17 protein-coding genes are annotated in these 21,343 nt (G+C 49.4%); 7 read left to right on the top strand and 10 right to left on the bottom strand.

Translation table 11 applies throughout. The annotated features are described in order from the left end of the window. The first annotated feature begins 2 nt into the window (after window positions 1-2). Window positions 3-542 (top strand): glycine zipper 2TM domain-containing protein, encoded by a 540-nt coding sequence (locus RSC70_RS09120; protein WP_025797099.1) that lies wholly within the window; start codon window positions 3-5, stop codon window positions 540-542. 87 nt (window positions 543-629) lie between these two features. Here RSC70_RS09120 and mfd read toward each other — a convergent pair whose 3' ends face one another. Further along, a complete protein-coding gene (gene mfd / locus RSC70_RS09125; protein WP_332542262.1) occupies window positions 630-4,094 on the bottom strand; it encodes a transcription-repair coupling factor in 3,465 nt (1,154 codons plus the stop codon). Between the two features lie 272 nt (window positions 4,095-4,366). Here mfd and lolC point away from each other — a divergent pair, with 272 nt between their 5' ends. The 5 genes from lolC to cobB are packed head-to-tail and all read left to right on the top strand — an operon-like array spanning window position 4,367 to window position 9,387. Next, window positions 4,367-5,566, top strand: a complete 1,200-nt coding sequence (gene lolC, locus RSC70_RS09130; protein ID WP_046457486.1) for a lipoprotein-releasing ABC transporter permease subunit LolC — start codon at window positions 4,367-4,369, stop codon at window positions 5,564-5,566. After that, a complete protein-coding gene (gene lolD / locus RSC70_RS09135; protein ID WP_025797090.1) occupies window positions 5,559-6,278 on the top strand; it encodes a lipoprotein-releasing ABC transporter ATP-binding protein LolD in 720 nt (239 codons plus the stop codon). Before lolC ends, lolD begins: the two co-directional genes overlap by 8 nt. Then, window positions 6,278-7,528: a lipoprotein-releasing ABC transporter permease subunit LolE gene (gene lolE, locus RSC70_RS09140; protein ID WP_332542263.1), complete on the top strand. Its 1,251-nt coding sequence runs from the start codon at window positions 6,278-6,280 to the stop codon at window positions 7,526-7,528. The genes lolD and lolE overlap by 1 nt, the downstream gene beginning before the upstream one ends. Window positions 7,529-7,585: 57 nt before the next feature. Next, window positions 7,586-8,497: an N-acetylglucosamine kinase gene (gene nagK / locus RSC70_RS09145; RefSeq protein WP_234619925.1), complete on the top strand. Its 912-nt coding sequence runs from the start codon at window positions 7,586-7,588 to the stop codon at window positions 8,495-8,497. 50 nt (window positions 8,498-8,547) lie between these two features. After that, on the top strand, window positions 8,548-9,387 hold the full coding sequence (gene cobB, locus RSC70_RS09150) for a Sir2 family NAD+-dependent deacetylase (RefSeq protein WP_332542264.1): 840 nt from the start codon (window positions 8,548-8,550) through the stop codon (window positions 9,385-9,387). 70 nt (window positions 9,388-9,457) lie between these two features. On the opposite strand, the gene RSC70_RS09155 is transcribed toward cobB, so the two are convergent. The 9 genes from RSC70_RS09155 to RSC70_RS09195 all read right to left on the bottom strand — a co-directional run bounded on the left by RSC70_RS09155 (window position 9,458) and on the right by RSC70_RS09195 (window position 19,623). After that, entirely contained in the window at window positions 9,458-10,093 is a 636-nt protein-coding gene (locus RSC70_RS09155; RefSeq protein WP_332542265.1) for an IbrB-like domain-containing protein, read from the bottom strand. Next, window positions 10,090-11,304, bottom strand: a complete 1,215-nt coding sequence (locus tag RSC70_RS09160; protein WP_442904278.1) for a phosphoadenosine phosphosulfate reductase — start codon at window positions 11,302-11,304, stop codon at window positions 10,090-10,092. Before RSC70_RS09160 ends, RSC70_RS09155 begins: the two co-directional genes overlap by 4 nt. A 222-nt stretch (window positions 11,305-11,526) precedes the next feature. Continuing rightward, window positions 11,527-12,648 carry a ribosomal protein uL16 3-hydroxylase gene (locus RSC70_RS09165; RefSeq protein WP_103009866.1) on the bottom strand — a complete coding sequence of 374 codons (1,122 nt, stop codon included), beginning with the start codon at window positions 12,646-12,648 and terminating at the stop codon, window positions 11,527-11,529. A 150-nt stretch (window positions 12,649-12,798) separates the two neighbouring features. Beyond that, entirely contained in the window at window positions 12,799-14,271 is a 1,473-nt protein-coding gene (phoQ, locus tag RSC70_RS09170) for a two-component system sensor histidine kinase PhoQ (RefSeq protein ID WP_103009865.1), read from the bottom strand. After that, window positions 14,268-14,942, bottom strand: coding sequence for a two-component system response regulator PhoP (phoP, locus tag RSC70_RS09175; RefSeq protein WP_040046551.1), 675 nt, complete (start codon window positions 14,940-14,942; stop codon window positions 14,268-14,270). Before phoP ends, phoQ begins: the two co-directional genes overlap by 4 nt. A 71-nt stretch (window positions 14,943-15,013) precedes the next feature. Beyond that, a complete protein-coding gene (locus RSC70_RS09180; RefSeq protein ID WP_332542267.1) occupies window positions 15,014-15,637 on the bottom strand; it encodes a porin family protein in 624 nt (207 codons plus the stop codon). Window positions 15,638-15,814: 177 nt separating this feature from the next. Continuing rightward, window positions 15,815-17,098 (bottom strand): c-type cytochrome, encoded by a 1,284-nt coding sequence (locus RSC70_RS09185; protein ID WP_332542268.1) that lies wholly within the window; start codon window positions 17,096-17,098, stop codon window positions 15,815-15,817. A gap of 14 nt (window positions 17,099-17,112) precedes the next feature. Next, complete coding sequence (locus tag RSC70_RS09190; protein WP_103009860.1) at window positions 17,113-18,891, bottom strand: GMC family oxidoreductase; 1,779 nt, start codon at window positions 18,889-18,891, stop codon at window positions 17,113-17,115. Continuing rightward, window positions 18,892-19,623: a gluconate 2-dehydrogenase subunit 3 family protein gene (locus RSC70_RS09195; RefSeq protein WP_332542269.1), complete on the bottom strand. Its 732-nt coding sequence runs from the start codon at window positions 19,621-19,623 to the stop codon at window positions 18,892-18,894. 404 nt (window positions 19,624-20,027) lie between these two features. Here RSC70_RS09195 and RSC70_RS09200 point away from each other — a divergent pair, with 404 nt between their 5' ends. After that, a complete protein-coding gene (locus RSC70_RS09200) occupies window positions 20,028-21,284 on the top strand; it encodes a nucleoside permease (protein ID WP_040046557.1) in 1,257 nt (418 codons plus the stop codon). Window positions 21,285-21,343: the final 59 nt, after the last annotated feature.

The following is a 21,343-nucleotide window of genomic DNA, read 5'->3' on the forward strand; positions in this document are numbered from 1 at the left end:
CTGTGAATAAATCAATGTTGGCAGGTGTTGGTATCGGCGTAGCCGCAGCGTTAAGCGTTGCCGCAGTAGCAAGTTTAGACGTCTTTAGTACTGGACCGCGTTATGCGCAGGTACTCTCAGCAACGCCGATTCATGAGTCAGTGAAAACCCCAAGACAGCAGTGCCGTAACGTCACGGTAACGCATCGCCGTCCGGTACAAGACGAGAACCGGATCACAGGTTCTGTATTAGGCGCGGTAGCGGGTGGGGTATTAGGCCATCAGATCGGTAACGGACGCGGCAAAGATGTGGCGACCGTGGTCGGAGCGTTAGGTGGCGGCTATGCCGGTAATCAGGTTCAAGGCGCAATGCAAAACAATGACACCTATACCAGCACCCAGCAACGCTGCTCTACCGTTTACGACAAATCACAGAAACTCTTGGGTTACGACGTAACCTACAAGATTGGCGATCAGCAAGGGCGCGTACGTATGGATAAAGATCCGGGCACCCAAATCCCTGTTGACCGTAACGGCCAATTGGTTTTGAACCAAAGCGTGTAAGAGTTTGATAGGCATTCAGATAAAAAATGGGGAGCTTAGCTCCCCATTCTCATTTCAGTATTTCTAAATTTCTCGAACTAACCAAGATCAAACCCGATGCTCTGCAAACTGGCTGAGAAGATCGGAAATGAACTCAAGGCGTGCCTTACGTTCGCTGAGGTCGATAATAAACTTCAGTTTGGTTGGCCCATCTAAGCGGAAGATGTGTGGCTTTTTCTGCAACAGGCCAATGAGGAACATTGGGTCAACGTGGTTTTTATCGCCAAACTCAATGAATCCGCCCTTATCATTACCTTCAATACGACGAATACCGAGTTCCATCGCATCCAGACGCAGCTTGGCGCTTTGCAGTAAATTGCGCGCCGCATCAGGCAGCAGGCCGAAGCGATCGATCAATTCTACTTTTAGCTCTTCAAGCTGATCGTCATTCTTGGCGCTGGCAATACGTTTATAGAATGACAAACGGGTGCTGACGTCCGGAATATAATCATCCGGTAGCAACACTGGCATGCGCAGTTCAACATCGGTCTGATTGCTGGTGAGATCTTCTAGCGAAGGCTCGCGTCCTTCTTTAAGCGCATCAACCGCGCTTTCAAGCAGTTCCATATACAGAGAGAAACCAATAGTGGTCATCTGACCGCTTTGGTCATCGCCCAACAGCTCACCCGCACCGCGAATTTCTAGATCGTGGGTGGCTAAAGCAAAGCCCGCGCCCAAGTCTTCCAGCGATGCGATGGCTTCTAAACGTTTTTGCGCATCGGTCGACATTGCTTTTGGCGGCGGCGTAAGCAGATAAGCATAGGCCTGATGGAAAGAACGGCCCACGCGCCCGCGCAACTGATGCAGCTGTGCCAAACCAAAATGATCGGCACGTTCAATAATGATGGTATTCGCGCTTGGAATATCGATACCGGTTTCAATAATGGTGGTGCACACCAGAACGTTGAAGCGTTGGTGATGGAAATCATTCATCACGCGCTCAAGTTCGCGCTCACGCATCTGTCCATGGCCGATGGCAATACGCGCCTCAGGCACCAGCTTGCTCAATTTCTGAGCTGCTTTTTCAATATTTTCTACGTCGTTGTACAGATAATAAACCTGACCACCGCGCGTGACTTCACGCAGGATGGCTTCGCGCACCACTAAGCTGTCATATTCGCGCACAAAAGTTTTTACGGCTAAACGACGCGCTGGTGGCGTGGCAATAATCGATAGATCGCGCATTCCACTCATCGCCATGTTGAGCGTTCGTGGGATCGGCGTAGCGGTTAGCGTGAGAATATCCACGTCGGCACGCATGGCTTTGATACGTTCTTTTTGTCGAACGCCAAAGCGGTGTTCTTCATCGACGATCAGAAGACCTAAATCACGCCACTGCACATCAGCCTGCAAGAGTTTATGGGTGCCGATTAAAATATCGACTTTGCCATCTGCGGCATCTTGTAGCACCTGCGTTTGCTCTTTCGCGCTACGGAAGCGAGAAATCATTTCGATGCGAACCGGCCAATTGGCGAAACGGTCACGGAAATTGTCGTAATGCTGTTGAGCCAGCAGCGTGGTTGGTACTAATACCGCCACCTGTTTATTGTTGTGCACCGCGAGGAACGCGGCACGCATAGCTACTTCCGTTTTACCGAAGCCCACGTCGCCGCATACCAAACGATCCATCGCCAGCGGTTGACACATATCGCTGAGTACGGCGTTGATCGCCATGCTCTGATCGGGCGTGGTTTCAAACGGGAAGGTTTGGCAGAACATTTGATAGGCTTCGCGATCCTGTTTGAATGCAAAGCCGGGTTTTGCCGCCCGCATGGCATAAATATCCAGCAGCTCAGCCGCGACGTCGCGGACTTTTTCTGCGGCTTTTTGGCGTGCTCGGGTCCACGCGTCGCTGCCTAATTTATGCAGCGGAGCGCTTTCATCTGCGCCACCGGAGTAACGGCTGAGCAGATACAGCGAGGAAACCGGCACGTACAGTTTGGCGTCACCGGCATACGTCAGGATCAGGTATTCGCCCTTGATTCCGCCGGCTTCCAGCGTTGTCATACCGCCATAGCGGCCCACACCATGTTCGAGATGAACGACCGGTTGGCCGATGCTCAGCTCGGCTAGGTTACGGATCAGCGTATCGGTATTAATAGTACGGCGGTTATCTTGGCGGCGACGGCTTACGCGTTCGCCTAACAGGTCGCTTTCACAGATCAGTGCAAGATTAAGCTCTGGATTGATAAATCCATGCTCGCACGAGCCCTGCATAATATAAATTTTGCCTGCTTCCGCGTCTTCTATACGGGTAATCAGCTTCGGATTTATTTTGATGCGCGCCAGCAGTTCCAGCATGGTTTCGCGGCGGCCTTCACTTTCTACCGAGAAAACAATGGCATCTTTTTTGGTTTGTTCAATGAAGCGCCGTAGAAGATCGAGCGGATTTTTGTTTTGCGCCTGAACCGTGAGCTCCGGCAAAGGCTGGTAGCTGAGGTTGGTGTTCGCCGCTTTTTTATCAAGCTTGTCGGTTTTGAGCTGAACACGTGGCCACTGTTTGAGCGAGGAAAACAGTTCATCAACTCGCAGCCAGAGCTTGTCTGGCGTGAGCAGCGGGCGCATTGGGTCAACGCGGCGGTTCTCGTAGCGCTGATTCACATCCAACCAGAATCGATCGGCTGAGGCCTCTAATTCACCAGTGTTTACTAATAGCGTGTTGCTCGGGAAATAACTAAACAGCGGCGGGAGCGCTTGGCTAAAGAATAGCGGTTGCCAATATTCTATCCCCGCCGGCCAGATGCCTTTACTGACCTGTTGGTAGATATGTTCGGGGTCGCGGCGCACCTCGAAATGCTCGCGCCATTGGCTACGAAACAGCTCGATCGCGGTTTGATCGGTTGGGAACTCGTGTGCTGGTAGTAAGTTGATGGATTCAACTTCATTGAGCGTGCGCTGCGAGTCCACGTCAAATACGCGCAGACTGTCGATTTCATCATCGAAGAAATCAATACGATAAGGCTCATCGCTACCCATCGGATAGAGATCGAGCAACGCACCTCGGGTGGCAAACTCACCGTGTTCCATCACCTGATCGACGCTGCGATAGCCGGCTTGCTCGAGCTGGCTGCGCAGTTTGTCGCGGGATAACAGTTGGCCTTTTTGCATCACCAACGCATGGCCATGCAGGAATTCATGCGGGCATACGCGCTGCATCAACGTATTAACCGGCAAAATAAATACGCCGCGCTTCATCGTTGGGAGCTGATACAGGCTGGACAGGCGAGCGGAGATGATGTCCTGATGCGGTGAGAAGCTGTCGTAAGGCAGAGTTTCCCAATCAGACAGGGTGGTCACCATACGCGTCGTGAACTGTTGAATTTCGTCGCGTAGCCGCAGCGCTGATTGAATATCCGAGGTGATCAACACCACCGGACCCGCATGTTTTTCGGCAATCTGCGCGCATTCTAGCGCACACGCAGATCCAGTGAGCTGACCTAAAAGCCGTACATCGCCAGCTTTGGCCGGGAGCGTATAACGCTCAGGTAACGTGTATTGGTATTGTTCAGGCATAAATCGTTAGTCAGTCTCTGTCGCTCTTTTGGCGCGTAGCCCGATCAGGCACCGCAGTTCTAAGCTTTATTATCCTTTATCACTTCACTTTAGCAACTGCTGAGTGAATGCCTTGCGGTTGAAAAGCAAGGTTCTAGGGGGGAAGCCATGGCGTTGGGGGCGCTGAAATAGCGACAAAATGAAGTGAAAACGCATTACGTAGTTTTTTTGGGTTTCCTAAATGTTATCATCCACACTCATTTTGCCTTACCAACAGCAACCGAACGGATTTCATGTATCAACCTGTCGCGTTATTCATCGGTCTGCGTTACATGCGCGGACGAGCCTCAGACCGCTTTGGCCGGTTTGTTTCTTGGCTTTCTACTATAGGCATCACGCTCGGCGTTATGGCGTTAGTCACCGTTCTTTCGGTGATGAACGGTTTTGAGCGAGATCTAGAAAATAACATTCTTGGGCTGATGCCTCAGGCATTAGTGACGTCGACGCAAGGGTCGATCAATCCTCAACAGGTTCCTGCCGCTCAGTTTGAACATCTGGCCGGTGTCAAAAGTATTACCCCGCTGACGACCGGTAATGCGGTTCTGCAAAGCGCGCATAGCGTGGCTGTGGGCGTGATTATTGGTGTGAATCCCGACGAAAAAGATCCGCTGTCGCCTTATCTTAATGGCGCGACACAGCAGGCTTTGCAGCCGGGCCAATACAATGTGATTTTAGGTGACCAACTGGCGGGGCAACTGGGCGTGAAGCGTGGTGAAAAGCTGCGCATTATGGTGCCTAGCGCCAGCCAGTTTACGCCGATGGGGCGTATCCCTAGCCAACGCGTGTTTAACGTGGTGGGCACATTCTCTGCCAATAGCGAAGTCGATCAGTATCAAATGTTGATGAATCAGCAGGATGCTTCCCGCCTGATGCGCTACCCGCTTGGGAATATCACCGGCTGGCGTATTTATATGGATAAGCCGCTGGCGATTGATGCGCTGGTCAGCCAACCGCTAGCGAAAGGCTTGGTTTGGAAAGATTGGCGCGAGCGGAAGGGCGAGTTATTCCAAGCGGTTAAGATGGAAAAAAATATGATGGGGCTGCTGCTCAGCCTGATTATCGCCGTCGCCGCGTTTAATATTATTACCTCGTTGAGCCTGCTGGTCATGGAGAAGCAGGGTGAGGTCGCGATTCTGCAAACCCAAGGATTAACCCGTGCACAGATCATGTCGGTATTCATGGTGCAGGGCGCCAGTGCCGGTATTATCGGTGCCTTGCTCGGTGCCGTCTTGGGCGTGGTATTTGCTAGCCAAATCAATGTTATTCCAGGGTTAGGCGAAATGTTGGCCGGTGGAAGTCTGCCGGTTGATATCAATATTCCGCAGGTGGTGCTGATTGCCGTTGTGGCAATGCTGCTCGCGCTGCTTTCTACGTTATATCCGTCGTGGCGTGCCGCCGCGGTGAATCCTGCTGAGGCTTTACGTTATGAGTAATTCTCCGTCTTTGTATAAAGAACTGTTGCAGTGCAAAGACCTGTGCAAAACCTATCATGAAGGTAAATTGCACACGGACGTATTGCGTAATGTGACCTTTGACATGCAGCCCGGCGAAATGATGGCCATCGTGGGCAGCTCAGGTTCAGGTAAAAGTACGTTGCTGCATCTGCTCGGCGGTCTGGACTCTCCAACTTCCGGCGAAGTGATTTTTAAAGGTCAATCGCTCAACGATATGTCTTCAACCGCTAAGGCTGAACTAAGAAATCGTGAACTGGGTTTTATTTACCAATTTCACCATTTACTGCCGGATTTCAGCGCGTTAGAAAACGTGATGATGCCGCTGTTAATTGGCGGCAAAAAAGGTGACGACGCCCAAGGTAAAGCGATGGACATGCTCACCGCCGTTGGATTGGCTAAGCGTAGCCATCATCGACCTTCCGAGCTGTCAGGCGGTGAACGTCAGCGCGTGGCGATTGCGCGTGCGTTGGTAAACAACCCATCGTTAGTCTTGGCTGACGAACCGACCGGTAATCTTGATATGCGCACCGCCGACAGTATTTTTGATCTATTAGGCGAGTTGAACGTGCGTCAAGGTACGGCTTTCTTAGTGGTGACCCATGATTTGGCATTGGCGAAACGTTTGAATCGTCAGCTTGAAATGCGCGATGGTCAACTTCAACAAAATGTGACCCTGATGGGGGCGCAATAATGTCGGCTTCACCATTATCTCTGCTGATCGGTCTGCGTTTTAGCCGTGGACGACGCCGTGGCGGCATGGTGTCTCTGATTTCTGTGATTTCTACCGTTGGTATCGCGCTGGGTGTAGCCGTTTTGATCGTCGGCCTGAGTGCCATGAACGGTTTTGAGCGTGAGCTGGATCATCGCATTCTTTCCGTTGTGCCTCACGGAGAAATTTATCCGGTAGAGCAGCCGTTTAACGGCTGGCCGCAGGTGCTAGAACGTGTTGAAAAAGTGAAAGGTATCGTTGCTGCAGCGCCTTATGTGGAATTTACCGGCCTTATTGAAAGCGGCACACAGCTGGTGGCAGTACAACTGCGCGGCGTCAATCCAGAGCAAGAGAGCCGCGTAAGCTCGCTGTCGCAATATGTGCAAGGTGATGCATGGTCAACGTTTAAAGCTGGGGAGCAGCAGGTTATTCTCGGTAAAGGCGTGGCTGATGCACTGCATGTGAAGGTTGGTGATTGGGTGACCGTGATGGTGCCAAACAACGATCCACAGATGAAACTCTTGCAGCCAAAACGCATTCGTCTGCACGTAAGCGGCATTCTGCAATTGAGCGGTATGCTCGATCACAGTTTGGCGATGGTGCCGCTGGCTGATGCTCAGCAGTATCAAGACCTTGGCAACAGCGTTACCGGTATTTCCATCAAAGTGGATGATGTCTTCAACGCCGACAAACTGGTGCGAGATGCGGGTGAGGTCTCCAACGCGTATGTTTATATTCGCAGTTGGAAAGGCACTTACGGCTATATGTTCCGCGACATCCAGATGATCCGTGCCATCATGTATCTGGCGATGGTTCTGGTGATCGGCGTGGCGTGTTTCAACATCGTGTCTACGCTGGTTATGGCGGTGAAAGATAAAAGTAGTGATATCGCGGTGCTAAGAACGCTAGGTGCGAAAGACCGGCTGATTCGCGCAATTTTCATCTGGTATGGTTTGCTCGCGGGTATGGTCGGCAGCGTTTGTGGCGTGGTGATCGGCGTGGTTGCGTCACTCGAACTGACTAATATTTCTAAAGTTATCGAAAAGGTGATCGGACACCGATTGCTGTCGGGCGACATTTATCCTATCGATTTCTTGCCAACCGAGCTGCATTGGATTGACGTGGTGGAAGTGCTGGCCACGGCGATTGTGTTGAGTTTGGTAGCTAGCTGGTATCCCGCTCGTCGCGCAAGCCGCATCGATCCTGCGCGAGTGCTAAGCGGCGGTCAGTAACGCGGTAGGCAATAATAAATAACGGCTTCATTCAACGACGCGCAACAAGGAGAGTTAATGTATTACGGTTTTGACATGGGCGGCACCAAAATAGAGCTGGGCGTATTTGACGCTGAGCTGAATCAGATTTGGCGTAAGCGTGTGCCTACGCCTCGTGAAGATTACCGTGAATTACTCAATACGCTAGCGTCGTTAACCTTTGAGGCCGATGAATTCACCGGTACTCAGGGAAAAGTTGGGATCGGAATCCCCGGATTACCCAATGCCGATACGGGCGAGCTCTTTACCTCTAACGTGCCTGCCGCAATGGGGAAACCGCTCCCACGCGATCTCTCGCAGCTCATTGGGCGTCCAGTTCGAGTGGATAACGATGCCAACTGCTTTGCCCTTTCGGAAGCTTGGGACGAAGAGTTCCGTGCTTATCCCATCGTGCTGGGGATCATCCTTGGTACCGGCGTGGGTGGCGGATTAGTGATTAATGGTAAAACGTTGACTGGCCGTAATTATATTGCCGGTGAGTTTGGCCATTTTCGTTTACCGGTTGACGCCTTGGATCGAATGGGAGCAGATACACCGCGTGTTGCCTGTGGTTGTGGGCAGCATGGCTGTATCGAAAAATATATTTCTGGTCGTGGTTTTGAATGGTTATATCAGCACCGCACCGGCGAAAATCTCGGTGCCAAAGAGATTATTGAGCGCTACCGCGCAGGTGATGATAAAGCGCTGGCGCATGTGGATTGCTTTGCCGATGTGCTGGCGATGTGTTTGGGAAATCTATTTACCGTGATCGACCCGCATCTGGTGGTGCTCGGCGGTGGATTGTCGAACTTCACTGAGCTGTATCCGCTGCTGAATGAACGTATCCCGCGTGCTTTACTGCGGGTTGCTAAAGCGCCACGTATTGAACCTGCTCGCTACGGCGATGCGGGCGGCGTACGCGGTGCTGCGTTTTTGAATTTGACCGACTAACGACGATTATTTTTTTGCTGTGGTAATGAAACCAATGAGGAGCTGTGGTTATGCGTACCCGTCATCGTATATGCCGGTTTAGGAAAAACAAACGACTACGACACCAGCGTTTTCGTTCACGAATTTTCCACCGTGACACGCTGTGTCATGCGAATAATCAGGCAGGAGGGTGTATGACTAAGCCATATGTCGTGGTACTCACCGGCGCGGGGATTTCTGCTGAGTCGGGGATCAGAACGTTTCGTGCCGCTGATGGGCTGTGGGAAGAGCATCGGGTTGAGGATGTGGCCACGCCAGAAGGTTACCATCGCGATCCAGAATTGGTGCAGAGTTTCTATAATGCACGCCGTCAGCAGCTACAGCAGTCAGAAATTCAACCAAATGCGGCCCATTTGGCGCTGGCAGAATTAGAGCGGCAGTTGGGCGACAACTTTGTGCTAGTGACGCAAAACATCGATAACTTACACGAGCGAGCAGGAAATTCCCGCATTATCCATATGCATGGGGAATTGCTAAAAGTTCGTTGTACTCAGTCTGGGCAGGTTATTGAATGGAAAGGCGATCTAACCGTCGATGACCGCTGTCATTGCTGTCAGTTTCCTGCACCGCTGCGTCCGCATATTGTTTGGTTTGGTGAAATGCCAATCGGTATGGATGAAATTTATGATGCTCTGGCAAAAGCCGATTACTTTATTGCGATTGGTACATCGGGGCATGTTTATCCCGCGGCAGGTTTTGTGCATGAGGCTCATTTAAATGGCGCTCATACCGTTGAACTCAATCTAGAACCTAGCCAAGTCGAAAGCCAGTTTGACGAGAAGCATTACGGCGCAGCGAGTCAGGTGGTGCCTGAGTATGTCCGCGAGCTGTTAGAAGATATTTATAAATAGTGGTTCGTGGCTTACCTGTTTGAACTGTATTGTTCGCCATTCTTACCGAGTAAGGATGGCGATTTTTTTGCTATTTTACCGTCCATGCTTCTGAAAATTCACGGTCTTGGAACAGTTCCATTAGGCCGCTAATCTGTTTTAAGCGTAAAACCTCATCAGCGTCCATGCCTAATTCTTCACTGATCCTTTCGTCATCCCAACCTAAATGATAAAGCTCACGAACTATGTCGGACATGGCGCTGATCTGGTGTTTGCCTCGGGCACGATTATGACGAATAGTCGCCGCAATCAGATGCGTTTTCTCCTGTGCATTTTCTTTAAGCATCACCACGGGGAGATAACCAAGCACTCGAGTGCGTAAAAGAGGGCGCTTAGATGCGAGCTCGCGACGATGGAAACCATCAACGATAACGTGTGTTTCATCATCGGGGGATTGTTGGCTGGTGACTATGGGCTGCGTATAGCCATCGCGTAATAATGACGTATAGAGTAAACGTTTCTCTGGTGGTGCTACGGAATTGGGGTTGTAATCATTTGAGACCACACGCTCAATGGGTTTCCAAAGCACGCAATCAATGGGCTCATTGGAAAAGGGGCTGACCTTATGCAGTGCCAATCGGATCTTATTTAGAGTCTCAATTTGGACAGTTTCAGACATCTTCTCTAATTCTATTTTTAGCTCGTTAATTAATAAATCAATCTTCATATGATGCTCCAGCATTTTCTTTTCGCTTGGATTCTTTTGTTGTAACGCTCATAGCTGGTTGGCTTATTTGGGCTAAATGATAATGATCGGCACCAATAATCATTGCGCAAAAGTACTTTGCAAATGCGCCGCCACGACGGAATATCTTTAGAACCGATATCTTTTTCTTGTTCATCGGGTATATCGCGAGGGAAACCATGGGTTTGATACCAGCGTAAATAAATTGCGATCTTATTTCGATAATGCTCGGCGGTTTGTTGCGGCATACTATCGAGTAAGAATAGGGCATAGCTACGCCAAGTGTGATTGTCGGGTTTATGTACCTGACGGCGAGCATAGAAATCACCTCGGCTATTGGCATAAATGCTACCGGTATTGGCCCCCGAGACTCGCTCACAGACATGCTCCCAGCATTCAGGCTCAAGAACATGGTAAAGCCACAAACCTTGCCGCTGCTCTAGCCCAAAGGGTTCACAGATACGCATGGCATGTAACCCCACCCCAGCCTGAAACATTAGATCATACAAGGGATTGTAGATTTTTTTAGTAGAGGAGAAGTAGGTCCAAATATCGTCCGTTTTCCAATCATAGATAGGGTAGATATTGTAGGTATGGCCGGAAATTGTTCCTGTTGTCCATGGTTTGTCATCGGCAAAGCGGTGTTTACGCTTAGACGCAATGGCCCAAAAACGGGTGTAGGACTCATCGGTTCGAATTCCAATCATCATGGCGCAGGGCTGCTGGTTGGAATACCAGTCAGAAAAGGCAGGCATAAATGATTCGAAGGTAATGCCGTCATGATAAAAGGGAAAAAAATTAGGATCGGTAATGGCATCGGCGGGTGGTGTACGGATCCAATTTGTATTGGGCGTCCAACATTGCCATTCAGGCTGAAATTGTGAAACAGAATTCCCCGTGGTGATAGGTAATGCCACCCAATAAAAATGACCGATGACGTCCTGATATAAGCTTCGCATCTTTTCAATATGATTGATGGTGTGGCTAAACTGCGCCTCCCAATCGATAAAGACAATATCGAATTTTTTTCCATTTTTTCTGGCGTGATCTGCCGCTAAATGAAGCAATGTAGTTGAATCTTTTCCACCTGAAAAAGAAATGCAAATTCTGCTGAAGGTATTGAATGTCCATTCAATACGTGTTCTTGCCGCTTTTAATACGTTAATGCGTAGAGATATTTTCTTATTAGACAGCGCATCCATAGAAAGTGGTTTTCTAAAAAATTGGTGCTATTGAAAGGATAAGGAAGAGAATAATACGTAAGTTATTAGTTTAATAGAGAGGTAGGGCACATATATTGATTAACTCTAAATTAAAAATGTTTTAATAAATAACTATTTTATATTTTAAATAAAAAAACATCTGGAAAATTTATTTAATTTGCCAGATGTTGGGTTTTCTAAATGTAGATATTCTTAATCGCGGAAGAACCAATAGCCGCTATTAATTAAGGCTGCCAATGTCACGAGGAAGCTTGGATCGTCGAGCGCTTCTCCCAGCATTGCGGCGTTAACCACGTATTCGCGCGCTAAGGCCTGTGCCGCAGCACTGTGTTCGGTGACGATAATCTCACCGTTGACATAACAGCTGCCTGCGACGTTGATGACACGTAGCCCGCCTAGTCGTTCCAGAGATTCTCCGGATTGGAGTAATTCGTAAATCTCACCGGCCTGATAAGGCGGTTCCGGTGGTGCAATATCCAATTCATGACGAGACTGGCTGACAAATTCACCAAACCAAAGATTGAAATTATCCTGATTCTGCAATTGGCTCATCATCATGCCACGCAGCTTTTCCAATTCAGCGTTTTGCACTTCCGAAGGATTGTCGCGAAGGCCGAGATCGGGATCGCTGTAGCGCTCGCTCCCCAATTCGTTAGCCAACACAAAATCGGCAAAGCCGCTGATGAGCTCACGGCTATTTGGGGCGCGGAAGCCCACTGAGTAGTTCAGCGAGTTCTCTAGCGCATAGCCTTCATGTGGGAATCCTGGTGGAATATACAGAATGTCGCCCGGTTCCATCTCTTCATCAATGATGGCGTCGAAAGGCTCAACCTGAAGTAAATCGGGATGCGGGCTATGTTGCCTTAGCGGATGTTTTTCACCGACACGCCACCGACGACGACCGGTACCTTGGATGATAAAGACGTCGTACTGATCTAAATGAGGCCCTACGCCGCCGCCCGGCACCGAGAACGAGATCATGAGATCGTCAGTTCGCCAGTCAGGAAGCTTGCGGAATGGGCGCATTAACGCGCTGGAGGGCACGTGCCAATGATCGACCGCCTGTACCAGAATAGACCAGTTATTTTCACTTAGATGGTCATAGCTTTCAAACGGGCCGTGAGCAACCTGCCAGCGACCGTCCTGATGGCTCACAAGGCGACTATCAACCTCGTTTTCCATCGCAAGACCTGCTAATTCGTCGGGCGAAATGGGATCAACAAAATTCTTGAACCCACGCTTTAGGATGACCGGGCGTTTTTGCCAGTAGCGTTGCAAAAAATCATTCCAGTCGAGATCAAGTTGATAATCCATTGTTAATTCCCTGTGTATGTATCTGTTGGGATTATAACGGAAGCGCGCAGGGATTCCTCTGCCTGTTTGTCACAACTTGTACTTTTAAGCGTAATGTTTTGCTGATACGGCGCAGGTAACACGCCGTATTGAGAGAAAGGAGGGGATTATTTAATCGACGGCGTGCGAAACCTGTTGGCGGCCAAAATGAATACTCATTCGTGCTCCACCTAAATGGCTATCAGTAATGATGGCTTCACCGTCATACTGTTGTAATAACTCATCGACTAACGCTAAGCCAAGACCTTGTCCTGGACGCAGCGTATCAATGCGCTGTCCACGGCGGAAGATTAGCTCACGTTTACTCTCTGGAATACCTGGGCCATCGTCGTCAATCATGATAATCAGTTCTTTATCTGTTTGCCGTGCAGTAATTTCTACGAACTCTAGACAATATTTGCAGGCGTTATCCAGCACATTGCCCATCACTTCCATAAAGTCGTTCTTTTCACCGACAAACGTGAGTTCAGGAGAAATATCTAGCGTAATATCAACCCCTTTACGCTGATAAACCTTATTGAGCGCCGAACACAGGCTGTCCAATAAAGGCGGAACTGAATGCAACTCACGGTTTAGCATATTGTGTTCAGACTGCATGCTGGCACGGTGTAAATAGTAACCAATCTGCTGTGAGATTCGACTAATCTGCTCCAACATAATGGGTTCAGCTTGTTCAATTTTTAAGTCTTTGCCATTACGCAATGAGCGCAGGGTGCTTTGCAGCACAGCTAACGGCGTTTTCAGGCTATGCGTCAAATCGGTTAACGTGGTGCGATAACGGGTATAACGCTGGCGTTCATTGTTGAGCAAAATATTCAGGTTACGTACCAGTCCACGGAGTTCGCGCGGTGGATTTTCACTTAGTTGTTCTCGCTTACCGCTTTCAAGCTCACGTACTTGTATCAGCACCGCTTTTATCGGCTGTAAGCTCCAATATGCAGCCAGCCACAGGAGCGGTACCACTAATAGAATGTTGGCGATTAGGACATAGGTAAACCAGCCCCAGACCATATCGGAATTTTGTAACTCTTGAGGGATAGTATCGACGACAACGATGGTTAACGCCGGTAGACGCGCCGTTGCGGCGTATTGATTGACCGCCACGGAGTGGGTCATCGCGTCGTCATCGTCGTCATCGTAATCTTTGAGCTGATCTTGAACCTTTGGGTTGTCTCCCAGCACGGCGCTACTGAACACGGTGCTGGAGTCCAACTCATAGAATCCAGGCTTTTCTAGCCAAGATTTTTCAATACGTTTTTCAAGCTCGGGAACTTTACGCTGTGACCAAAGCAGTTTGCCTTTGTCATCGTAAATCATCACCAACGTCGGTGCATTGAGATCGAAGTTAGGCGGAGAGGTGATGGTGAGCTTATTGTTCTCCCAGTGCGCCAGACTGAAAAACAGATTACTTTCGCCGCGCAATAAACGGAACGTGGTTTTATCAAAACTGACCACGTAACCCACTACTGCAACCACGCCATAGGCTAATGACAGCATGAAGACTACGGCTGCAGTGGCGAGTAGGAAGCGCGTTCTTAACGAGAACGGCTGTGCTTTAAAGCGGTTCCAGCGCGAAAGATTCATTCGTTGATATCAAACCTGTAGCCTTGACCACGCACGGTTGTAATCACTTCGTGTGGGTACTCGTTCTGCAACTTTTTACGCAGACGCCCCATCAAGACATCGATAGTATGGCTTTCACGTAGCTCAGCATCAGGATAAAGCTGCAACATCAGAGCGTCTTTGCTAACCACTTTGGCGTGGTTACGGATTAACGTTTCGATGATGGTGTATTCAAATGCGGTCAGTTTGATCAGATTGTCATTAACCGTGAGCTCACGACGCGAAAGATCAATCTGGAACGGAGGTAGGGTAATCACCTGCGAGGCCAATCCGCTGTTACGACGCATCAGCGCCTGCATACGTGCAATCACCTCTTCGAGATGGAAGGGCTTAGTGACGTAATCATCAGCACCCGCTTCAAGCACGGCAACTTTGTCCTGCCAGCTTTCACGTGCGGTCAGCACCAAGATAGGCAGCTTAATTTGCTCTGAACGCCAACGGCGGATCAGGCTTAAGCCATCTTCTCCCGGTAAACCTAAATCAACAATCGCAATGTCTGGTGTTTGTTCATTAACAAAAAAATCAGCCTCTTTGGCATCTTCTGCGGCATCGACCTGATGGCCCATATCGCGCATTTGCACAGACAGGTGATGACGAAGCAAACCATTATCTTCAACGACCAGAATTCGCATGAATGACTTCTCCCTAAGGTGGGGGCCAAGAGAAAGTGTCTCTTGGCAAGATTAATATTCGCGTTATCTTACTAGAAAGTATAACGAAGCCCGATCTCACCGATCTGATCGTCTACTTTCCAATTATGGTAGGTATAACCAATTTCGGCCGCAAGATTTGATGTTAAGGCATAATCTGCCCCAATTCGTGCTTCATTAAAACCGCGGCTGTCATATTCAGCATAACGATAGGCGACATTCATACCGATTTTATCGGTAATGTGGCTTTTCACACCAATTTCGCCGGTTGCGCTGCCCCAGCTTTTATCACGCTTCTTATCCCAATCAAAATTGGTTGAAATGGCGTGACCACTGGCACCGATGAGTGCATACATATCGGTGTTTGGATTAATAGGGAAATGATAGCCAAGACCCAGCAGGCTATCGCCGCTGCTACGTTGGCTGTTTCCCATTCCGTTCAAGCGCGCATCAATGAACAGATTATTTTCAAATCCGTAGCCACCGCGCAGGTAAAAGCCACCCATGGTGGTTTTGCTTTGATCTGGACGGTTTTGATGCACTAATTTATCAAAATCACTTTTGCTTGTGACACCACCAACCTGAAGGCCGCCAGCGACATAGGTGTAATCATCGGCCTGTGCCATACCGGTCATCGCACTGATGATGGTCATTGCGCATAAGGATTGTTTTAACATAGGTGACTCCCTCAATATTCATTGTTGCAGTGTTGCGACAACCAGTATCGAAACTATCGCCTAAACCCTTCCTCAACCATGCGCCATCAAACTTAAACGAAAACTAAACGGAAAATAAAAGGCCCCGAATGGGGCCTTTGAGAGTATGCAGAGGGCGTGAAATAAATAGAAAAACGGTTACTTCTCTTTAGGCTTAGGCAACTCGGCACGTATATCTTTCACCTGCGATGCGCTGACCGGTTCTGCTTGGTTTCCCCAGCCAGTGCGAACAAATGACAGCAGTTTAGCGACATCTTCGTCACTGAGACGCCAGCCAAAATCTGGCATGGTGAGTCCCGTTGGTGCCGTTTGCGTGATCGGCATATGAGAGCCTTTCAATACGATGCTAATCAGCGAAGAGGGATCTTTGCTCAGCAGCACAGGATTATGCGCGAGCGCAGGGAAGGTGTTTTCATAGCCCATACCGTCTGAACGGTGGCAGGCCGCACAGTTATCAAGATATAGCTGTGCGCCGGGCTGTGTTGCCTTACCGTTAGCCAGCGCCTGATAGGTTGCTGAATCCTTCACGGGTTCTTTGGCGTTATCGCCCATCGGCTGCAGCGATTTTAAGTAGACAGCAATAGCCTGCAAATCTTCTGCATTTAAATATTGCGTGCTGTCTTGCACCACGTCGGTCATGGAGCCAAACGCGGCGGACTTTTCCGTATGACCGGATTTCAAGAATTGGGCAATTTGTTGCTCATTCCAATAGCCCAGCCCCGTGGATTTATCACCGCGTAAGTTGGCAGCGTGCCAACCTTCTAGCGTACCCCCGCTGAGATATTCAGGTTCAGACTGGTCTAGCGCTTTTTCTTGGAAACCGATCCCTCGCGGTGTATGGCAAGAACCGCAGTGACCAAGCCCTTGAACTAAATATGCCCCGCGGTTCCAAGCAGTCGTTTGCTGAGTATCAGGTTGGAATACGCCGTCATGGCGGAACATAAGGTTCCATCCAGCAAGCGGCCAGCGCATATTGAGCGGCCATGGAATATCACTGTCTTTGTTGGCCTGCGCCACGGGTTTTACGCCATGCTGAAAGTAGAGATAGAGATCCTGCATGTCGTCTTCGTTGATTTTAACGAAGGAGGGATAAGGCATGGCTGGATAAAGATGGGTGCCATCCTTGCGAATGCCTTTACGCACCGCGTCGGAAAACTCGGTAAAGCTGTATTCACCAATCCCTTGTTTTTTATCTGGGGTGATGTTGGTGGAATAAATTGCTCCAACAGGCGTCGTCATTTTCAATCCGCCGGCAAAGGGCTGACCACCCACGGCGGTATGGCATGCGGTACAGTCGCCAGCACGGGAAAGATATTCGCCATGGGCGATCCGTTGTTCCAGCGGAGCTGGAGCGGCTTGAGCGTATAGTCCGGATGCGCTCAGTAACAATATAGCCAGCTGCGTTTTTCTGATTGTTTTCATGATTACTCTCCCTGTCAGGCCTGAACCAATGGGCCCGGATTGGCTAAGTATTGGGTGCGAATGGCATGTGCTGACCAATAGGCCAACGCGCCAACCAGTCCGGTTGGGTTATAGGCCATGTTTTGTGGGAAGGCACTTGCACCCTGTACAAAGACGTTAGGGACGTCCCAGCTTTGCAGGTATTTATTCACCACGCTGTTGGATGGACTATCGCCCATAATCGCGCCGCCGGTGGTATGGGTTGACTGATAAGGGCGCACGTCATAATGACTATTCATGTCCATCACCGAGACTTTCATTTGTTTAGGATTCATCGCGGTGGCGATACCCTGCATTTTGCTGGTGATGTGCTGCGTCATTTTCACTTCATTGGGTTTCCAATCAAAGGTCATGCGAAGCAGTGGCTGGCCGAAAGCATCTTTATAGTTTGGATCGAGATCTAAATAGCACTCTTTGTAAGGCATGACAGAGCCTTCGGAACCGATGCTCATCGAATGCAGATAGTTATCTTTGATCCCTTGCTTCCAGCCCGCGCCCCACGTTGGCGTATCGGCAGGCAGTGTCATTTGTTGGATAGGGCGTCCACCCGTTCGCACGGCGGAGATATAAGCGCCGCCGATAAACCCAAGGTCGGTATGATCGAAGTTATCACTGTTGAAATCATCAATAACGGCGCCCGCAGCGCCAGCACCGATAAACGGATTAAAATGGGTGTCTTTATCAAAGAAGAGCGAAATACCGCTGTTCATTTGATACGCGTAGTTTCTACCCACCATTCCTTCACCCGTTTGCGGGTTGTAGGGCTTACCAATGCCGGAAAGCAACAACAAGCGAACGTTATGCAGCTGATAGGCGCTCAAGATAACCATATTAGCCGGCTGCTCAATTTCGCGACCTTGTATGTCGATGTAGGTCACGCCGGTGGCTTTTTTACCGCTGCTATCGAGGTTTACTTTGATAACCATTGAGTTGGTGCGTAGTTCAAAGTTTTTGCGCTGGGTGAGTACAGGCAAGATGGTGCTTTGTGGCGATCCTTTGGAGTACATGAAACACCCAAAGCGTTCGCAGTAGCCGCAATAGTTACATGGGCCTAATTGCACGCCATAGGGGTTGGTGTAAGGCTGTGAGCAGTTCGCCGCAGGAATGGCAAAAGGATGATAACCCAGCTCTTTAGCGGCTTTGCTAAATAAAGTGCCAGAGTAGAGCGATTTAAGCGGTGGGGTTGGATATTCGGAGGTTCTTGGGCCTTCAAAAGGATTACCGCCTTCGATAATTTGTCCCCGCAGGTTGCCTGATTTACCCGCGGTTCCACAGACTTTTTCGAATTTATCAAAGAAAGGCTCTAAGTCGGCATAATCAACAGGATAGTCTTGTAACAACATTCCTTCAGGAATAAATGCCTTTCCATAGCGTTCGCTGATCGTCGTGTGTAACTTCAAATCGCTCGGCAATGCACGCCAATGCATGCCGTTCCAGTGAACCCCAGCTCCACCGACGCCGTTACCCGGCAAGAATGACCCAAACTGACGGTAGGGCACGGCGTAATCACCGGGATTATGGCGCACGGTCACCGTTTCTTTGGCTGTTTCCTGAAAAAGTTTAAGGCGAATGCCATAGGTCAGCTCATCGGCAATACGTGGATAGGCGAAGTCAGGATAGGTATCTCGTTTTTCCCCGCGCTCTAACGCAACGACGCTCAAACCCGCATCGGTCATTTCCATTCCCATAATGGCTCCGGTCCAGCCGAAACCGACAATTACCACGTCAACGGGGTCTTTTTTTATGGTTGTCATTTATGCAGTCCTCTTGCTGGAAATACTGACAGGGCCCTGTGGATAAGGCTCATTGGGGTGATCGACCCAGTCGGTGAAGTCGGCGCGAGCACCGGGGAATCCGATCAATTGCCACGATGCGAGCGTTTGGTTGCCTCCGTGAATGGGATCAGCAAAATATCCCTCTTTGGTGTTTTGTAGCAGTAAATCGAACAGCATTTTGGCGGGAACGGCATCGAATGCTGGTTGGTCTTTTTCCAGTTCAGAGAGCACCTGATCCTGCTGATCCGGTTTTAGCTCAGCAAAACGATGTTGAAATTTCTGCTGGCAATAATCGTTCACTGCGGCAATCCCTAAACGATAAACCTCGCGGGGAACCAATTTGGACTGATACCCCAGTTCTGGCACCGCGGAAACAAAAGGGGGATGCATATACCATAGGCCACCATGTCCGAAGGGCGCTTCCATCTGTTTATCAATGAATACGGGGACGCCCTGCGATACGGCACCTGGGCCATTTGCATCGCTGGGGATCAGTCGCTCACAGGCCGCTAACAAAAAGGCCCACTCCTCATTATTAAAATAGACAGGAACATAGTGCTGGCTCACTCCGGGTGACTTGGCTGGTGATGCTTGGGCGGTAGTGGTAAGCGACACTATGCCAGTTCCCGCTGCTGCGGCGAGCGGAATCAGCGTTAACGATTTTTTTAAGAACAGCCTTCTGGCTGGAATTGCTTCATGAGGCTTCGACATAACTGCACCTTGCTTTAAGAGATACCTGTCACCCAAGAAATGCTGTTTGTTTTGATCCAGCGTCAGGTTGAGTGAGAGGCAGAGAAGGATGATGAAGACATTATGATAAGCATTTGCTTTTCGTATTCTTAGCTTGCTAATCATAATTTCCATTGTAAAGATATGGGAATAAAAAACAATTAGGAAAATATTTACATACAATTTTTTTACCTAATGCACTCAGTAAAATAACGAACAGGCGGTGCTTAGCTAGAAAAGAGGGGAAGGAGCGAGAAGAAAACGTTTGCCTAGATCGAGAGAGTAAATATGATTGTTCGATTCAGCTCTCGGTTTTATTTCAATGGTATTATTAAGGTACTACGCAATGAAAGGGTTCTTAGTCCATTCGTGTGCAAGGAAATCAAATGCAAACAGTTAATAATAACAATACTAAACTATCCGTGATGATGTTCGTGGAGTGGTTTATTTGGGGGGCATGGTTTGTGCCGCTTTGGCAGTATCTGAACAAACTCGGTTTTTCTCCTTCAGAGATCGCGTGGTCTTACAGCAGTACGGCTATTGCCGCAATATTGTCTCCGGTACTCGTCGGGGTTATCGCCGATCGCTATTTCGCGGCACAAAAGGTGCTTGGGTGGCTGCACTTGGTGGGTGGCGCTCTTATGCTGCTTTTGGCATGGCAGACGCAGTTCTCAACATTTTTCCCTCTGCTGGTGGTTTATGCCCTGACGTATATGCCAACGGTGGCGCTGACCAACAGTATCGCCTTTGCCAATATTCGTGATACTGAAAAAGACTTCCCTCGTATCCGTGTATTAGGCACCTTAGGCTGGATTGCTTCGGGCTTGGTCGTTGGCTTTATGTTGCCGCCATTGTTAGGGATGGATAACGTCTCGGATACCAACATGCCGCTGATTGTCACGGCGCTGGCTTCCGTATTGTTAGGCTTGTACAGCTTTATGCTGCCAAACACGCCGCCGAAAGTGGGTCAACGTACCGATATTAAAGATTTGCTCGGGTTGAATGCGCTGGGTTTGCTGCGTGACCGCTCCTTTGCGATATTTGCATTGTGCTCGTTTCTCTTCTGTATGCCGCTGGCCTTCTACTATCAGTTCGCCAACGGTTATCTCACACAGGTGGGCTTGGAAAATGCCACCGGTTGGATGACGCTTGGACAAGTGTCTGAGATCTTCGCCATGCTGGCGCTGCCGTTCTTGTTAAAACGCTACGGCATCAAAAAAGTGCTACTGCTGGGGTTTGTCACCGCAGGTATTCGCTACGTGCTGTTTATCTATGGCGGTACGGCAGATTTGCTGATGTACAGCATGCTGTTTATCGGCATTTTGCTGCACGGCGTTAGCTACGACTTCTACTTTGTGACTGGTTATATCTACGTGGATAAAAAAGCACCCGCGCATATGCGAACAGCAGCGCAGGGTTTGATCACTCTTATTTGCCAAGGTTTCGGCAGTTTTATCGGCAACTGGCTGGGGGGCCGAGCAATGACCGCCTTCCAATTACCTGAAGCGCACAACGGCATGACCTTCGACTGGTTTACCGTGTGGGGTGTTGGTGCGGCAATGGTCTTTGCCGTGATGCTGCTCTTTATCCTTTTTTTCCGCGAAAAGAACCGTGAAATCACGCAGGTTGCCATCGGAAATTAATATCGTTTTTATTTAAACTTGCGGCGGCTTGGCAGCATATTGACTCAGTCGCCGATGAA

This window comes from Hafnia sp., from assembly GCF_036648275.1.
Classification (GTDB): Bacteria; Pseudomonadota; Gammaproteobacteria; order Enterobacterales; family Enterobacteriaceae; genus Hafnia; species Hafnia alvei.

What these genes read in the sequence shown, in the direction of transcription:
- phoP (WP_040046551.1), bottom strand. Translation starts at nt 14,942, where the DNA reads ATGCGAATTCTGGTCGTTGAAGATAATGGTTTGCTTCGTCATCACCTG.
- lolC (WP_046457486.1), top strand. Translation starts at nt 4,367, where the DNA reads ATGTATCAACCTGTCGCGTTATTCATCGGTCTGCGTTACATGCGCGGA.
- RSC70_RS09155 (WP_332542265.1), bottom strand. Translation starts at nt 10,093, where the DNA reads ATGAAGATTGATTTATTAATTAACGAGCTAAAAATAGAATTAGAGAAG.
- RSC70_RS09195 (WP_332542269.1), bottom strand. Translation starts at nt 19,623, where the DNA reads ATGTCGAAGCCTCATGAAGCAATTCCAGCCAGAAGGCTGTTCTTAAAA.
- RSC70_RS09185 (WP_332542268.1), bottom strand. Translation starts at nt 17,098, where the DNA reads ATGAAAACAATCAGAAAAACGCAGCTGGCTATATTGTTACTGAGCGCA.
- RSC70_RS09190 (WP_103009860.1), bottom strand. Translation starts at nt 18,891, where the DNA reads ATGACAACCATAAAAAAAGACCCCGTTGACGTGGTAATTGTCGGTTTC.
- lolD (WP_025797090.1), top strand. Translation starts at nt 5,559, where the DNA reads ATGAGTAATTCTCCGTCTTTGTATAAAGAACTGTTGCAGTGCAAAGAC.
- nagK (WP_234619925.1), top strand. Translation starts at nt 7,586, where the DNA reads ATGTATTACGGTTTTGACATGGGCGGCACCAAAATAGAGCTGGGCGTA.
- mfd (WP_332542262.1), bottom strand. Translation starts at nt 4,094, where the DNA reads ATGCCTGAACAATACCAATACACGTTACCTGAGCGTTATACGCTCCCG.
- RSC70_RS09180 (WP_332542267.1), bottom strand. Translation starts at nt 15,637, where the DNA reads ATGTTAAAACAATCCTTATGCGCAATGACCATCATCAGTGCGATGACC.
- RSC70_RS09200 (WP_040046557.1), top strand. Translation starts at nt 20,028, where the DNA reads ATGCAAACAGTTAATAATAACAATACTAAACTATCCGTGATGATGTTC.
- phoQ (WP_103009865.1), bottom strand. Translation starts at nt 14,271, where the DNA reads ATGAATCTTTCGCGCTGGAACCGCTTTAAAGCACAGCCGTTCTCGTTA.
- RSC70_RS09165 (WP_103009866.1), bottom strand. Translation starts at nt 12,648, where the DNA reads ATGGATTATCAACTTGATCTCGACTGGAATGATTTTTTGCAACGCTAC.
- cobB (WP_332542264.1), top strand. Translation starts at nt 8,548, where the DNA reads ATGCGTACCCGTCATCGTATATGCCGGTTTAGGAAAAACAAACGACTA.
- lolE (WP_332542263.1), top strand. Translation starts at nt 6,278, where the DNA reads ATGTCGGCTTCACCATTATCTCTGCTGATCGGTCTGCGTTTTAGCCGT.